Origin of the sequence: Sporosarcina sp. HYO08, from assembly GCF_001563475.1 — a bacterium.
GTDB lineage: Bacteria > Bacillota > Bacilli > Bacillales_A > Planococcaceae > Sporosarcina.
Genome location: NZ_LPUT01000027.1, coordinates 251,312 through 264,573, shown reverse-complemented (window position 1 = coordinate 264,573; position 13,262 = coordinate 251,312). Strand labels below are relative to the sequence as shown.

Sequence of the window (13,262 nt, the reverse complement as noted above, 5' to 3'; positions counted from 1 at the left end):
ATTCGATTGTTGCTGATTACCAGACGTAAGCTACGACTTCTCCGCCTACTTGTTTCGCACGTGCTTCTTTGTCAGTTAACACGCCGTGTGATGTAGAAACTAGCGCAATGCCAAGGCCGTTCAAAACTTTAGGTACTTCGTTTGTTTTTGCATAAACGCGAAGACCAGGTTTTGAAATACGTTTCAGACCAGTGATGACACGCTCGTTGTTTTGACCATATTTAAGGAAAATGCGGATGATGCCTTGTTTGCTATCTTCCACGTATTCAACATCGCGGACGAAACCTTCACGTTTTAAGATTTCTGCGATTTGTTTTTTCATATTTGAAGCAGGTACTTCAAGCTTCTCGTGACGAACCATGTTCGCGTTACGGATGCGTGTAAGCATATCTGCGATCGGATCACTCATTGTCATTCCATTAACCTCCTTCCCAATTTTAGGGGATTACCAGCTAGCTTTTTTAACGCCAGGAATTTGTCCCTTGTATGCTAGTTCGCGGAAACAAATACGGCAAAGTTTAAATTTGCGATATACAGAGTGCGGACGTCCACAACGCTCACAACGTGTGTACTCTTGCACTTTGAACTTTGGCGTACGTTTCTGTTTAGCGATCATTGATTTTTTAGCCACGTTTTCGCCTCCCTTTTATTTACTTTTGGAACGGCATGCCGAACTGCTTTAATAACTCATGAGCTTCTTCATCAGTGTTTGCAGTCGTAACGATGACGATATCCATTCCGCGTATTTTAGAAACTTTATCGTAGTCGACTTCAGGGAAAATAAGCTGCTCTTTCACGCCGAGCGTATAGTTTCCGCGACCGTCGAATGCTTTCTTAGAAACACCACGGAAGTCACGAACACGAGGCAATGAAATTGAAATCAACTTGTCAAGGAATTCGTACATACGCTCACCGCGTAGTGTTACTTTCGCCCCGATTGGCATTCCTTCACGAAGACGGAAACCTGCGATTGATTTCTTTGCTTTTGTGATCACTGGTTTTTGACCAGAGATAATCGTTAAGTCTTCCACTGCTGCGTCTAGCGCTTTCGCGTTTTGTACAGCGTCACCAACACCCATGTTAATGACAATTTTGTCCACTTTTGGTACTTGCATAACTGATGTATATTCAAACTTGCTCATAAGAGCAGGAGTAACTTCACTTTTAAACTTTTCTTTTAATCGGCTCATCTGTTGGACCTCCTTTCACTTGTTACTTATTTGTCCAGGTTTTCACCGGATTTTTTAGCAACACGAACTTTTTTGCCATCTTCGATCTTGTATCCTACACGAGTCGGCTCGCCTGTTTTAGGATCGATCACCATGACATTCGATACGTGAATTGCTGCCTCTTGGCTGAGAATTCCACCTTGAGGGTTTTCCTGGTTTGGTTTCGTATGCTTTTTAACGATGTTTACACCTTCAACAAGCACACGATCCTTTTTAGGGAAAGCAGCTAGGATCACGCCAGTTTTGCCTTTATCTTTTCCTGTAATGACCATAACTTTATCGCCTTTTTTAACGTGCATTCTGTCGCACCTCCTTGATTGGCACTGTCATGAAATTAAAGAACTTCCGGAGCAAGTGAAATGATTTTCATAAAGTTGCTATCACGGAGTTCGCGGGCAACCGGTCCGAAAATACGCGTTCCACGCGGACTCTTGTCATCACGGATGATTACACATGCGTTTTCATCAAATGTGATGTAAGAACCGTCTTTACGGCGAACACCGCTCTTTGTACGAACAATAACAGCTTTTACGACATCGCCCTTCTTGACAACGCCACCTGGTGTTGCTTTCTTCACTGTACAAACAACTACGTCGCCAATGTTTGCAACTTTACGGCCTGTTCCGCCAAGTACTTTGATTGTAAGGACTTCACGTGCGCCTGAGTTGTCTGCGACTTTCATACGACTTTCCTGTTGAATCATTGAGGCTACCTCCTCTCGGATTTCAATCTCCGAACGTTATTAGATAATGATCGCTTTTTCCACGATCTCGATGACGCGGAAATGCTTTGTAGCTGATAATGGACGTGTTTCCATAATACGAACAACATCGCCGATTTTCGCTTCATTTAACTCGTCATGAGCTTTGAATTTTTTAGAATACTTTAAACGCTTGCCGTATAAAGAATGCTTCTTTTGTGTTTCTACCATTACAGTAACTGTTTTATCCATTTTGTCGGATACAACACGTCCTGTATACACTTTGCGCTCGTTACGCTCAGTCATGGCTGTAACCTCCTTCATCAGTTATTTGCACTGATTTCTCTTTGACGTATAACTGTTTTCATGCGCGCAATCGATTTACGAACTTCACGAATGCGTGCAGTGTTTTCTAATTGTCCTGTCGCTAATTGGAAGCGAAGGTTGAAAAGCTCTTCTTTCAGTGATTTCACTTTTTGCTCAATCTCTGCAGTTGTTAAGTCACGGATTTCTTTAGCTTTCATTAGATTCACCACCAATTTCTTCGCGTTTTACAAACTTACTTTTAACGGGAAGCTTGTGAGATGCGAGGCGAAGTGCTTCACGTGCAACTTCTTCTGACACACCTGCAATTTCAAACATGACTCTACCAGGCTTAACAACAGCTACCCAGCCTTCAACAGCACCCTTACCGGAACCCATCCGGACTTCAAGAGGCTTTTTCGTATATGGTTTGTGCGGGAAAATATTAATCCATACTTTACCGCCACGTTTCATGTAACGTGTCATTGCAATACGTGCAGATTCGATTTGACGGTTTGTGATCCAACCAGAATCAGTTGCTTGTAAACCATATTCACCGAACTGTACAGTTGCGCCGCCTTTAGTAGTACCGCGCATTTTTCCACGGAATACACGACGATGTTTAACGCGTTTAGGCATCAACATATTATTTGCCTCCTTCCTCAGAGTTCTTCTTCACTGGAAGGACTTCTCCACGGTAGATCCATACTTTAACACCGAGCTTACCGTATGTTGTATCTGCTTCAGCGTGTGCGTAGTCAATGTCTGCGCGCAATGTATGGAGAGGGACAGTTCCTTCGCTATAGTGTTCCGCACGTGCGATATCTGCACCGCCAAGACGTCCGGATACTTGTGTTTTAATACCTTTCGCACCTGCACGGATTGTGCGTTGAATCGCTTGTTTCTGTGCACGACGGAAAGATACACGGCTTTCTAATTGACGTGCAATAGATTCTGCGACTAGTTTCGCATCTAGATCCGCACGTTTGATTTCAACGATATTAATGTGTACACGCTTGCCTGTGATGCTGTTCAGTTGTTTACGAAGTGCTTCGACCTCGGAACCACCTTTACCGATCACCATACCTGGCTTCGCAGTGTGAATAGTAATGTTAACACGCTTTGCAGCACGCTCAATTTCCACCTTGGAAACAGATGCATCTACAAGACGCTTTTCGATGAATTCACGGATTTCCAAGTCTTCGTGTAAGAGAGTTGCATAGTCTTTTTCTGCATACCATTTCGACTCCCAGTCACGGATAACGCCAACCCGTAAACCATTTGGATGTACTTTTTGACCCACGAATTATCCCTCCTTCTTTTCTGATACCACTAATGTAATGTGGCTCGTACGTTTGTTAATCGCACTTGCACGACCTTGTGCACGTGGACGGAAACGTTTCATTGTTGGACCTTCATCAACGAACACTTCGCTAACATATAGATCTTCAACGTTCATTTCATAGTTGTGCTCAGCGTTTGCAATCGCTGAATTCAAAACTTTTTCTACGACTGGTGATGCCGCTTTTGGCGTCAAGCGTAGAATCGCGACAGCTTCACCGACTTTTTTGCCCCGGATAAGATCAACGACCAAACGGACTTTGCGAGGAGCAATACGGACTGTGCGGACAGTTGCTTTTGCTTGTTGCATCAGGATAACCTCCTCTCAATTAACGTCTTGTTTTCTTATCGTCGGCACCATGGCCTTTGTATGTGCGCGTTGGTACGAATTCACCAAGTTTGTGTCCAACCATATCTTCAGTCACGTAGACAGGAACGTGTTTACGACCATCGTAAACAGCAATCGTTACGCCAATGAATGTCGGGAAGATTGTTGAACGGCGTGACCAAGTTTTAATAACCTGTTTTTTCTCGGATGCTTTTTGTGCTTCCACCTTTTTCATTAGGTGATCATCAACAAAAGGTCCTTTTTTCAAGCTGCGGCCCATGTCGGAACCTCCCTTCGTGTTTGTACTACGGTCCACTGATCGAACCGCAGTGCAATCACATTATTTTTTACGACGACGAACGATAAGTTTGTCGGATTTATTGTTTTTCTTGCGTGTTTTGTAACCAATTGTTGGTTTACCCCAAGGTGTAACAGGACTTGTACGTCCAATTGGTGTACGTCCTTCACCACCACCGTGTGGGTGATCGTTAGGGTTCATAACAGATCCGCGAACTGCTGGACGCTTACCTAACCAGCGTGAACGACCTGCTTTACCGATGTTAATCAATTCGTGTTGCTCATTACCAACTTGACCGATTGTCGCGCGGCAAGTAGCAAGAATCATGCGAACTTCGCCTGATTGAAGGCGTACAATTACGTACTTTCCTTCACGGCCAAGAAGTTGTGCAGAAGTACCTGCAGAACGTACTAGCTGACCGCCTTTACCTGGTTTCAATTCGATATTATGAATTGTAGAACCCATTGGAATGTTTTCAAGTGGCAATGAGTTACCTACTCGAATGTCTGCATCTGGACCAGACATAACTGTCATGCCCACTTGCAATCCTTTTGGAGCAAGGATGTAACGTTTTTCTCCATCTACATAGTTGATCAATGCGATGTTAGCAGAACGGTTTGGATCGTATTCGATCGTAGCAACGCGTCCTGGAATGCCATCTTTTCGACGTTGGAAATCGATGACACGGTATTGGCGCTTGTGGCCTCCACCTTGGTGACGAACTGTAGTCCTACCTGTATTGTTGCGGCCGCCTTTGCGTGTTAGTGGTGCAAGCAATGATTTTTCTGGTTTATCCGTAGTAATTGCGGAGTAGTCAGATGATGTCATATTACGACGCCCGTTGGAGGTAGGTTTGTATTTCTTAATCGCCATTGGTGTTCCCTCCTTCGTTATTTTAGCTATCTAGCTTTTTTCAATTAGATTTCGAATAGTTCGATGTCTTTTGAATCAGCAGTTAATGTCACAATTGCTTTACGGCGTTTGTTTGTATAGCCAGCGTGTTTGCCCATACGTTTAAACTTGCCTTTGTAGTTTTGTACGTTGACTTTCTCAACTTCCACTCCGAAGACTTCTTCGATAGCTTGCTTGATGTGTGTTTTGTTTGCACGAGTGTCAACCTCAAAAGTGTATTTCTTGAATTCCATTTGCTCAGAAGTACGCTCGGTAATGACCGGACGTTTTAGAATATCACGTGCTTCCATTAACCAAGCACCTCCTCTACTTTTTCAACTGCTGCTTTAGTCATGACAAGCTTATCGTGCGCGACAAGGTCTAGGACGTTAATGCCGCTAGCTGTTACAACGCTAACTCCAGGAATATTGCGTGCGGACAATGCCACAGTTTCGTCTAGATCTGCAGTAACGATCAACGCTTTTTTCTCAATTGAAAGGTCTGCTAGAACTTTAACGAATTCCTTTGTTTTTGGCGCTTCAAATGTTAATCCGTCAAGTACGATTAGATTCTCTTCGCGAACTTTCGTTGAAAGTGCTGAAAGAAGAGCCAATCTACGAACTTTTTTCGGTAATTTGTAGCTATAGCTGCGTGGTGATGGTCCGAAGACAATCCCGCCTCCACGCCATTGTGGTGAACGAATCGACCCTTGACGAGCACGACCAGTTCCTTTTTGACGCCATGGTTTACGGCCACCGCCGGCAACTTCGGCGCGAGTTTTTACTTTATGGTTCCCTTGGCGCAATGCTGCACGTTGTTGAACCAATGTTTCAAATAAGACAGCTTCGTTTGGCTCGATTCCAAATACAGCTTCATTTAGTTCGATTTCACCGACTGAAGATCCTGTCTGGCTTAGTACGGATACTTTAGGCATTCCTATTTCCTCCTTCCTTTAATGATTAGTTCCCTTTGATTGCGCTTTTTACTTGAATAAGTGATTTGCGCGCTCCTGGAACATTTCCTTTTACAAGTAGCAAGTTACGCTCAGCGTCAACTCGTACGATTTCTAAATTTTGGATCGTTACAGTGTCGCCGCCCATACGTCCTGGAAGCAACGTTCCTTTGAATACGCGTTGTGCGTCAACTGAACCGATTGAACCTGGTGCACGGTGGAAACGTGAACCGTGGCTCATTGGCCCGCGTGCATATCCGTGGCGTTTAATAACACCTTGGAAACCTTTACCTTTTGATGTACCTGTAATGTCGACGATATCGCCTTCAGCGAATGCATCAACTTTGACTTCCTGACCAACTTCGTAAGCCTCTACGTCCATTTCGCGGAATTCACGAATGAAGCGCTTAGGTGCTGTTTCAGCTTTTGCAACATGGCCTTTTTCAGGTTTGTTTGCAAGTTTCTCACGTTTGTCTTCAAATCCAAGCTGAATTGACGCGTAGCCGTCTGTTTCAACCGTCTTCTTTTGAAGAACAACGTTCGGTGCAGCCTCAATTACAGTTACTGGGATCATATCTCCATTTTCAGCAAAAATTTGCGTCATGCCGAGTTTTCTCCCTAAGATTCCTTTGGTCATTTGTCACACCTCCTGAATTAATGTAAGTTTATTATTTTAATCGATTATAGTTTGATTTCAATGTCAACGCCTGATGGTAGATCAAGTTTCATCAATGAATCAACAGTTTTCGGTGTCGGATTGACAATATCGATAAGACGTTTGTGTGTACGCATTTCGAACTGCTCGCGCGAATCTTTGTACTTATGTACCGCACGAAGGATCGTGTAAACAGATCTTTCAGTTGGAAGAGGTATCGGACCCGATACACTAGCACCTGAACGTTTTGCTGTTTCTACAATCTTTTCAGCTGACTGATCCAAAATTCTGTGATCATATGCTTTCAAACGAATACGAATCTTTTGTTTTGCCATTATTTTCCCTCCTTCTCGCCTATTTTCTAGACATTCTCCGCGAAAATTTCCCACACACATGCCATGGCAAAGCGGCCGGGTGTGTCGGCAACCTCTCGCTTCATCGCAGTCAAAGACCAACATTCAACATTATACACAACGAAAAAGAATCCCGCAAGTCTTTTGGCGAAATTCTTTTGTCGACTTATTCATTATAAGTGTTGATGTCCTTTTATGCAACTTATTGTCTAATAGTCGCAACATTGTTACATATTAACCTATGATCATCGCTGTCACCCAGCCGAAAACGATCAAAGGAATATTATAATGCAAGAACGTCGGGACACAAGTATCCCAAATATGATTATGCTGCCCGTCTGCATTAAGTCCGGCTGTCGGTCCCAAAGTCGAATCGGAAGCAGGTGACCCTGCATCACCTAAAGCAGCAGCCGTGCCGATCAATACGATAATTGCCATCGGGCTGAATCCGAAAGCGATACTAAGCGGAACAAAAATCGAAGCAATAATTGGGATTGTCGCAAACGACGATCCGATGCCCATCGTCACAACCAAACCAACAAGCAGCATAACGAAAGCGGCCATTCCTTTATGATCACCAAGAAGTGCACTCGAGCTTTCGACAAGCGTTAGGATATGTCCAGTCTTTTTCAATACAGAAGCAAATCCATTTGCTGCAATCATAACAAAGCCGACGAATGCCATCATGCGCATCCCTTCATTTAAAAGGCTGTCAGCTTCCTTCCATTTCAATACTCCCGTTACATAAAGAATCGCAATACCTGTTACCGCGCCCGCAATCATCGACTGCGTCGGGACTTGCACTGCAATCGTGCCAAGTAAGGAAGCCACTGTGAAGAAGATTTTCTTTTTCTCGACCATTAACGATTCCCCAAGTTCGGCTGTTCCCCGATCCTCATAGTCTCTTGGCTTTCGATAAGAGATAAAGATCGCAATCAGAAGACCAACGAACAAACCAAGGACTGGCCATGCCATCGCCTTCGGTATATCAGTCAGGTCAATCGCCAATCCCGCAGCATTCATTTGCGCGGCAAGAATCTCATGGAAGATGAACCCGTATCCATAAGGAAGCAGGATATAGGGCGCGGTTAAACCGAATGTTAAAACGCAGGCAATCAGGCGCCGATCCACTTTCATTACATTCAATACATGCAGAATCGGTGGAACAAGTAATGGAATAAAGGCAATATGAATCGGGATTAAGTTTTGCGAGAATAGCGCCATCGTCAAAAGAATTAACACGATGAGCACTTTACCAAGTCCTGACTGATTCCCTTCTCCCTCTTTTTTCATAAGACGCAACATCGCAGAAACAAGCAATTGCGGCATGCCTGTCTTTGATATCGCGACAGCGAATCCTCCGAGCAATGCATAGCTGAGCGCGATTGTCGCACCAGCCCCTAACCCCCCCGTAAATGTAGCAATGGTTTCCTCGAACGATAGTCCGCCGACAAAACCGCCGATGACGCTGCCTGCTACTAGTGCAAGTACGACATTGACGCGCAACAGACTCAATATCAACATAGCTAGAACAGCTATAATTACTGCATTCATAGTAAATCCCCCTACAACTCGTTTGCTTCGTCACATTAAAGCGTTGAAGAACGTTACTAAATCTATCAAAGGTCCGCCCTTCTGTCAACGAGTTTTCCCGCATTTCGACAGGTAGATTCGCAAAAGGCAAAAAAATCCCGCCACAAAGGACGGGATTTTAAAATAAACGTTTATTAAGCTTTGATTGTAGCTACAACGCCAGCGCCTACAGTACGTCCACCCTCACGGATAGAGAATTTCGTACCTTCTTCAAGCGCGATTGGAGCGATCAATTTTACTGTCATTTCGATGTTATCGCCAGGCATAACCATTTCTACGCCTTCTGGAAGCTCGATAACGCCAGTTACGTCAGTTGTACGGAAGTAGAACTGCGGACGGTAGTTAGAGAAGAATGGCGTATGACGTCCACCCTCTTCTTTTGAAAGAACGTAAACTTCTGATGTGAATTCAGTGTGTGGAACGATTGTACCTGGTTTAGCAAGTACTTGTCCACGTTGGATATCTTCACGTGATACACCACGAAGTAGTGCACCGATGTTGTCTCCAGCTTCTGCATAGTCAAGAAGCTTACGGAACATTTCTACACCTGTTACAGTTGTAGATTTAGACTCTTCAACGATACCGATGATGTCAACAACATCGCCGACTTTAACTTGTCCACGCTCAACGCGTCCTGTAGCAACTGTTCCACGACCAGTAATTGAGAATACGTCCTCAACTGGCATCATGAATGGTTTTTCAGTATCACGTGGTGGTGTTGGGATGTACTCGTCTACAGCTTTCATAAGCTCAACGATTTTCTCTTCCCACTCTTCTTCACCTTCAAGTGCTTTAAGTGCAGATCCTTTGATAACAGGAATGTCATCACCAGGGAAATCGTACTCAGAAAGAAGGTCACGAATTTCCATTTCTACAAGCTCAAGAAGTTCTTCATCGTCAACCATGTCACATTTGTTCATGAATACAACTAGGTAAGGAACACCTACTTGACGTGAAAGAAGGATGTGCTCACGAGTTTGTGGCATTGGACCGTCAGCTGCAGATACAACTAGGATTCCGCCGTCCATCTGAGCAGCACCAGTGATCATGTTTTTAACGTAGTCAGCGTGACCTGGGCAGTCAACGTGTGCGTAGTGACGAGTTTCAGTTTCGTACTCGATGTGAGACGTGTTGATTGTAATACCACGCTCTTTTTCTTCAGGTGCGTTGTCAACGTCCGCGTAAGAACGAGCTTCTCCACCTAGTTTTTTCGAAAGAACTGTTGCAATCGCAGCAGTTAGAGTTGTTTTACCATGGTCAACGTGACCGATTGTACCGATATTCGCATGTGTTTTGGAGCGATCGAATTTTTCTTTACCCATTTTGGAAATCCTCCCTCAAAATATAAAAGTTTTTTTAGTTTTTTATAGCTACGGATGCCGAGAATCCCCCGGGGCCCCAGGGTGTCCTCAACTATCCATATCTTACAAGTTATTGTTTACAGAAACAAGGATGAATTTGCTTATTCACCTTTGTTTTTCTTGATAACTTCTTCAGCAATGGATTTCGGCACTTCTTCGTAGTGATCGAATACCATTGAGAAGACTCCGCGTCCTTGTGTGTTTGAACGTAGAGATGTTGCATATCCAAACATTTCAGCAAGCGGAACCATTGCACGTACAACTTGTGCATTACCACGAGCGTCCATTCCTTCAACGCGACCACGGCGTGAAGTGATGTCACCCATGATGTCGCCCATGTACTCTTCAGGAATGATTACTTCAACTTTCATCATTGGCTCAAGAAGAACTGGGTTAACTTTTGAAACTGCGTTTTTAAGTGCCATAGATGCAGCAATCTTAAACGCCATTTCGTTGGAGTCTACGTCGTGGTATGAACCATCGAATAGACGAGCTTTAATGTCGATTAATGGGTATCCTGCGATAACCCCGTTGTCAAGCGAGTCACGTAGACCTGCTTCAACAGCTGGAATGTATTCACGTGGAACAACCCCACCGACGATTGCGTTTTCGAACTCGAAGCCTTTTCCTTCTTCGTTTGGAGAGAACTCGATCCAAACGTGACCGAATTGACCACGTCCACCAGATTGACGAACGAATTTCCCTTCAACCTCTGCAGATGCACGGAATGTCTCACGGTAAGAAACTTGTGGTGCTCCAACGTTTGCTTCTACTTTGAACTCACGTTTCAGACGGTCGACGATGATATCAAGGTGAAGCTCACCCATACCAGCGATGATAACTTCGCCTGTTTCTTGGTCAGTATGCGCGCGGAAAGTTGGGTCTTCCTCTTGAAGTTTCGCAAGTGCTTGACCCATTTTGTCTTGGTCCGCTTTTGTTTTTGGTTCGATTGCAACGGAAATAACCGGCTCTGGGAATTCCATTGACTCTAAGATAATAGGTGCTTTTTCGTCACATAATGTGTCACCAGTACCTGTATCTTTCAAACCAACTGCAGCTGCGATTTCACCCGCATGAACTTCAGCGATTTCTTCACGAGAGTTCGCGTGCATTTGTAGGATACGTCCAACACGCTCACGCTTCCCTTTCGTGGAGTTTTTCACGTATGAACCAGATTGTAGAACACCTGAGTACACACGGAAGAATGTTAACTTACCAACGAATGGATCCGTCATAACTTTAAACGCAAGTGCTGAGAATGGTGCTTCGTCACTTGATGGACGATCCTCTTCTTCTTCAGTATCTGGGTTGATCCCTTTCATTGCTTCAACATCAGTTGGAGCTGGAAGGTAATCTAATGTCGCATCAAGAACAAGTTGTACACCTTTGTTTTTGAATGCTGTTCCGCAAACTACTGGGAAGAATTCAACAGCAAGTGTCGCTTTACGGATTGCAGCTTTAATTTCTTCAACAGATACTTCTTCGCCGCCAAGGTATTTTTCCATAAGATCTTCATCGAAGTCAACAACTGCTTCGATTAGCTTCTCACGGTATTCCTCAGCTTTTGCAACCATATCTTCTGGAATATCTTCAACGCTAATATCCGTACCTAGGTCATTACCATAGATTGTAGCTTTCATTTCGATTAAGTCGATAATTCCACTGAAATTATCTTCCGCTCCGATTGGAAGCTGAATTGGATGCGCGTTCGCTTGAAGACGATCATGCAAAGTGCTTACCGCGTATTCGAAGTCAGCACCTGTTTTGTCCATTTTGTTGACGAATACGATACGTGGTACACCGTATGTAGTCGCTTGGCGCCAAACTGTTTCAGTTTGAGGCTCAACGCCTGATTGCGCGTCAAGAACCGTTACCGCACCGTCAAGTACACGTAGGGAACGTTCAACTTCAACTGTGAAGTCCACGTGACCTGGTGTGTCAATGATATTGATACGGTGACCTTTCCATTGCGCTGTTGTTGCTGCAGAAGTGATCGTGATTCCACGCTCTTGTTCCTGCTCCATCCAGTCCATTTGGGATGCACCTTCGTGTGTTTCACCAAGTTTATGGATTTTACCTGTGTAATAAAGGATACGCTCAGTCGTCGTTGTTTTACCAGCGTCGATGTGAGCCATAATACCAATGTTACGAGTATTCTCTAAGGAGAACTCTCTAGCCATTTTGTATATCTCCTTCCAAATTCGGATTAAGATTTCACCGAACGAGTTCGATCAAATCTGTACAGCGGATTTTCAAGCAAATACGCCAAGGCGTATTTGCTTGAATTTCCGATCTTACCAGCGGTAGTGAGCGAATGCTTTGTTCGCTTCTGCCATTTTATGCATTTCTTCACGACGTTTTACAGAAGCACCTGTATTGTTTGAAGCGTCAAGAATTTCGTTTGCAAGACGCTCTTCCATCGTTTTTTCACCACGTGAACGAGAGTAGTTCACTAGGTAGCGAAGTCCAAGTGTTGTACGACGCTCTGGGCGCACTTCAACCGGAACTTGGTAGTTTGCTCCACCTACACGACGCGCGCGTACTTCTAGTACTGGCATTACGTTGTTAAGCGCAGCTTCAAATACTTCAATTGGATCCTTTCCAGAACGTTCTTTTACAAGTTCGAACGCACCATAGAGGATTTTTTGGGATGTACCCTTTTTGCCGTCAACCATCATTTTATTGATGAGACGTGAGACGAGCTTCGAATTGTAAATTGGATCTGGAAGAACGTCACGTTTAGCAACAGGACCTTTACGAGGCATGTTGTTTTCCTCCTTTCGAGATAATCATATAAGATATATTATTTCTTTTCTTTTGGTTTTTTTGCACCGTATTGTGAACGGCTTTGCATACGGCCTTGAACACCTGCTGTGTCAAGTGCACCACGCACGACATGGTAACGAACACCCGGTAAGTCTTTTACACGTCCACCGCGGATTAGCACAACGCTGTGCTCTTGAAGGTTGTGACCTTCACCCGGGATGTATGCGTTGACTTCCAGTTGGTTTGTCAAACGTACACGCGCATATTTACGAAGAGCCGAGTTCGGTTTCTTCGGTGTCATTGTACCAACACGTGTACAAACACCCCGTTTTTGTGGTGAGTTCACGTTTGTCATTGACTTTTTGAAGCTGTTATAGCTTTTTCCGAGCGCTGGAGCTTTAGATCCTTCCACTTTAGATTTACGTGGTTTACGGACCAATTGGTTAATTGTAGGCATCGGTTTGTCCTCCTTTCACAATTCTTTTTTGTAAG

The 13,262-nt window shown here is 44.2% G+C and carries 21 protein-coding genes; all 21 read right to left on the bottom strand.

Translation table 11 applies throughout. The annotated features are described in order from the left end of the window. Positions 1-16: 16 nt before the first annotated feature. The 21 genes from rpsH to rpsL all read right to left on the bottom strand — a co-directional run bounded on the left by rpsH (position 17) and on the right by rpsL (position 13,227). Complete coding sequence (rpsH, locus tag AU377_RS10520; protein WP_067407722.1) at positions 17-415, bottom strand: 30S ribosomal protein S8; 399 nt, start codon at positions 413-415, stop codon at positions 17-19. 30 nt (positions 416-445) lie between these two features. Beyond that, positions 446-631 carry a 30S ribosomal protein S14 gene (gene rpsN, locus AU377_RS15345; protein WP_001085700.1) on the bottom strand — a complete coding sequence of 62 codons (186 nt, stop codon included), beginning with the start codon at positions 629-631 and terminating at the stop codon, positions 446-448. Positions 632-650: 19 nt separating this feature from the next. Further along, positions 651-1,190 carry a 50S ribosomal protein L5 gene (gene rplE / locus AU377_RS10515; protein WP_067407721.1) on the bottom strand — a complete coding sequence of 180 codons (540 nt, stop codon included), beginning with the start codon at positions 1,188-1,190 and terminating at the stop codon, positions 651-653. 26 nt (positions 1,191-1,216) lie between these two features. Further along, a complete protein-coding gene (gene rplX / locus AU377_RS10510) occupies positions 1,217-1,528 on the bottom strand; it encodes a 50S ribosomal protein L24 (protein WP_067407720.1) in 312 nt (103 codons plus the stop codon). 35 nt (positions 1,529-1,563) lie between these two features. Further along, positions 1,564-1,932 carry a 50S ribosomal protein L14 gene (rplN, locus tag AU377_RS10505; RefSeq protein WP_067407719.1) on the bottom strand — a complete coding sequence of 123 codons (369 nt, stop codon included), beginning with the start codon at positions 1,930-1,932 and terminating at the stop codon, positions 1,564-1,566. A 39-nt stretch (positions 1,933-1,971) separates the two neighbouring features. Next, a complete protein-coding gene (gene rpsQ, locus AU377_RS10500; protein ID WP_067407718.1) occupies positions 1,972-2,235 on the bottom strand; it encodes a 30S ribosomal protein S17 in 264 nt (87 codons plus the stop codon). A gap of 17 nt (positions 2,236-2,252) precedes the next feature. Next, complete coding sequence (gene rpmC, locus AU377_RS10495; RefSeq protein ID WP_009499049.1) at positions 2,253-2,453, bottom strand: 50S ribosomal protein L29; 201 nt, start codon at positions 2,451-2,453, stop codon at positions 2,253-2,255. Next, entirely contained in the window at positions 2,443-2,877 is a 435-nt protein-coding gene (gene rplP, locus AU377_RS10490; protein ID WP_067407717.1) for a 50S ribosomal protein L16, read from the bottom strand. Before rplP ends, rpmC begins: the two co-directional genes overlap by 11 nt. Position 2,878: 1 nt before the next feature. Further along, on the bottom strand, positions 2,879-3,535 hold the full coding sequence (rpsC, locus tag AU377_RS10485; protein WP_067407716.1) for a 30S ribosomal protein S3: 657 nt from the start codon (positions 3,533-3,535) through the stop codon (positions 2,879-2,881). Between the two features lie 3 nt (positions 3,536-3,538). Continuing rightward, on the bottom strand, positions 3,539-3,883 hold the full coding sequence (rplV, locus tag AU377_RS10480; RefSeq protein ID WP_067407715.1) for a 50S ribosomal protein L22: 345 nt from the start codon (positions 3,881-3,883) through the stop codon (positions 3,539-3,541). Positions 3,884-3,902: 19 nt separating this feature from the next. After that, positions 3,903-4,181: a 30S ribosomal protein S19 gene (gene rpsS, locus AU377_RS10475; RefSeq protein WP_067407714.1), complete on the bottom strand. Its 279-nt coding sequence runs from the start codon at positions 4,179-4,181 to the stop codon at positions 3,903-3,905. Positions 4,182-4,241: 60 nt separating this feature from the next. Then, on the bottom strand, positions 4,242-5,072 hold the full coding sequence (gene rplB, locus AU377_RS10470; RefSeq protein WP_067407713.1) for a 50S ribosomal protein L2: 831 nt from the start codon (positions 5,070-5,072) through the stop codon (positions 4,242-4,244). 44 nt (positions 5,073-5,116) lie between these two features. Beyond that, the gene (rplW, locus tag AU377_RS10465; RefSeq protein WP_067407712.1) at positions 5,117-5,401 is read right to left on the bottom strand and encodes a 50S ribosomal protein L23; all 285 of its coding nucleotides are present in this window, start codon (positions 5,399-5,401) and stop codon (positions 5,117-5,119) included. Then, positions 5,401-6,024, bottom strand: coding sequence for a 50S ribosomal protein L4 (rplD, locus tag AU377_RS10460; RefSeq protein ID WP_067407711.1), 624 nt, complete (start codon positions 6,022-6,024; stop codon positions 5,401-5,403). Before rplD ends, rplW begins: the two co-directional genes overlap by 1 nt. 25 nt (positions 6,025-6,049) lie before the next feature. Continuing rightward, on the bottom strand, positions 6,050-6,679 hold the full coding sequence (gene rplC, locus AU377_RS10455; RefSeq protein ID WP_067407710.1) for a 50S ribosomal protein L3: 630 nt from the start codon (positions 6,677-6,679) through the stop codon (positions 6,050-6,052). Positions 6,680-6,723: 44 nt separating this feature from the next. After that, positions 6,724-7,032, bottom strand: a complete 309-nt coding sequence (rpsJ, locus tag AU377_RS10450; protein ID WP_067407709.1) for a 30S ribosomal protein S10 — start codon at positions 7,030-7,032, stop codon at positions 6,724-6,726. Between the two features lie 252 nt (positions 7,033-7,284). Beyond that, positions 7,285-8,604, bottom strand: a complete 1,320-nt coding sequence (locus tag AU377_RS10445; RefSeq protein WP_067407708.1) for a Na+/H+ antiporter family protein — start codon at positions 8,602-8,604, stop codon at positions 7,285-7,287. Positions 8,605-8,777: 173 nt separating this feature from the next. Continuing rightward, positions 8,778-9,965 carry an elongation factor Tu gene (gene tuf / locus AU377_RS10440; protein ID WP_067407707.1) on the bottom strand — a complete coding sequence of 396 codons (1,188 nt, stop codon included), beginning with the start codon at positions 9,963-9,965 and terminating at the stop codon, positions 8,778-8,780. A 140-nt stretch (positions 9,966-10,105) separates the two neighbouring features. After that, positions 10,106-12,184, bottom strand: a complete 2,079-nt coding sequence (fusA, locus tag AU377_RS10435) for an elongation factor G (protein ID WP_067407706.1) — start codon at positions 12,182-12,184, stop codon at positions 10,106-10,108. 114 nt (positions 12,185-12,298) lie between these two features. Continuing rightward, positions 12,299-12,769, bottom strand: a complete 471-nt coding sequence (gene rpsG, locus AU377_RS10430) for a 30S ribosomal protein S7 (RefSeq protein ID WP_067407705.1) — start codon at positions 12,767-12,769, stop codon at positions 12,299-12,301. Positions 12,770-12,807: 38 nt separating this feature from the next. Further along, complete coding sequence (rpsL, locus tag AU377_RS10425) at positions 12,808-13,227, bottom strand: 30S ribosomal protein S12 (RefSeq protein ID WP_067407704.1); 420 nt, start codon at positions 13,225-13,227, stop codon at positions 12,808-12,810. Positions 13,228-13,262 lie beyond the last annotated feature (35 nt).

What these genes read in the sequence shown, in the direction of transcription:
- rpsH (WP_067407722.1), bottom strand. Translation starts at nt 415, where the DNA reads ATGACAATGAGTGATCCGATCGCAGATATGCTTACACGCATCCGTAAC.
- rplE (WP_067407721.1), bottom strand. Translation starts at nt 1,190, where the DNA reads ATGAGCCGATTAAAAGAAAAGTTTAAAAGTGAAGTTACTCCTGCTCTT.
- rplX (WP_067407720.1), bottom strand. Translation starts at nt 1,528, where the DNA reads ATGCACGTTAAAAAAGGCGATAAAGTTATGGTCATTACAGGAAAAGAT.
- rplN (WP_067407719.1), bottom strand. Translation starts at nt 1,932, where the DNA reads ATGATTCAACAGGAAAGTCGTATGAAAGTCGCAGACAACTCAGGCGCA.
- rpsQ (WP_067407718.1), bottom strand. Translation starts at nt 2,235, where the DNA reads ATGACTGAGCGTAACGAGCGCAAAGTGTATACAGGACGTGTTGTATCC.
- rpmC (WP_009499049.1), bottom strand. Translation starts at nt 2,453, where the DNA reads ATGAAAGCTAAAGAAATCCGTGACTTAACAACTGCAGAGATTGAGCAA.
- rplP (WP_067407717.1), bottom strand. Translation starts at nt 2,877, where the DNA reads ATGTTGATGCCTAAACGCGTTAAACATCGTCGTGTATTCCGTGGAAAA.
- rplV (WP_067407715.1), bottom strand. Translation starts at nt 3,883, where the DNA reads ATGCAACAAGCAAAAGCAACTGTCCGCACAGTCCGTATTGCTCCTCGC.
- rpsS (WP_067407714.1), bottom strand. Translation starts at nt 4,181, where the DNA reads ATGGGCCGCAGCTTGAAAAAAGGACCTTTTGTTGATGATCACCTAATG.
- rplB (WP_067407713.1), bottom strand. Translation starts at nt 5,072, where the DNA reads ATGGCGATTAAGAAATACAAACCTACCTCCAACGGGCGTCGTAATATG.
- rplW (WP_067407712.1), bottom strand. Translation starts at nt 5,401, where the DNA reads ATGGAAGCACGTGATATTCTAAAACGTCCGGTCATTACCGAGCGTACT.
- rplD (WP_067407711.1), bottom strand. Translation starts at nt 6,024, where the DNA reads ATGCCTAAAGTATCCGTACTAAGCCAGACAGGATCTTCAGTCGGTGAA.
- rplC (WP_067407710.1), bottom strand. Translation starts at nt 6,679, where the DNA reads ATGACCAAAGGAATCTTAGGGAGAAAACTCGGCATGACGCAAATTTTT.
- rpsJ (WP_067407709.1), bottom strand. Translation starts at nt 7,032, where the DNA reads ATGGCAAAACAAAAGATTCGTATTCGTTTGAAAGCATATGATCACAGA.
- AU377_RS10445 (WP_067407708.1), bottom strand. Translation starts at nt 8,604, where the DNA reads ATGAATGCAGTAATTATAGCTGTTCTAGCTATGTTGATATTGAGTCTG.
- tuf (WP_067407707.1), bottom strand. Translation starts at nt 9,965, where the DNA reads ATGGGTAAAGAAAAATTCGATCGCTCCAAAACACATGCGAATATCGGT.
- fusA (WP_067407706.1), bottom strand. Translation starts at nt 12,184, where the DNA reads ATGGCTAGAGAGTTCTCCTTAGAGAATACTCGTAACATTGGTATTATG.
- rpsG (WP_067407705.1), bottom strand. Translation starts at nt 12,769, where the DNA reads ATGCCTCGTAAAGGTCCTGTTGCTAAACGTGACGTTCTTCCAGATCCA.
- rpsL (WP_067407704.1), bottom strand. Translation starts at nt 13,227, where the DNA reads ATGCCTACAATTAACCAATTGGTCCGTAAACCACGTAAATCTAAAGTG.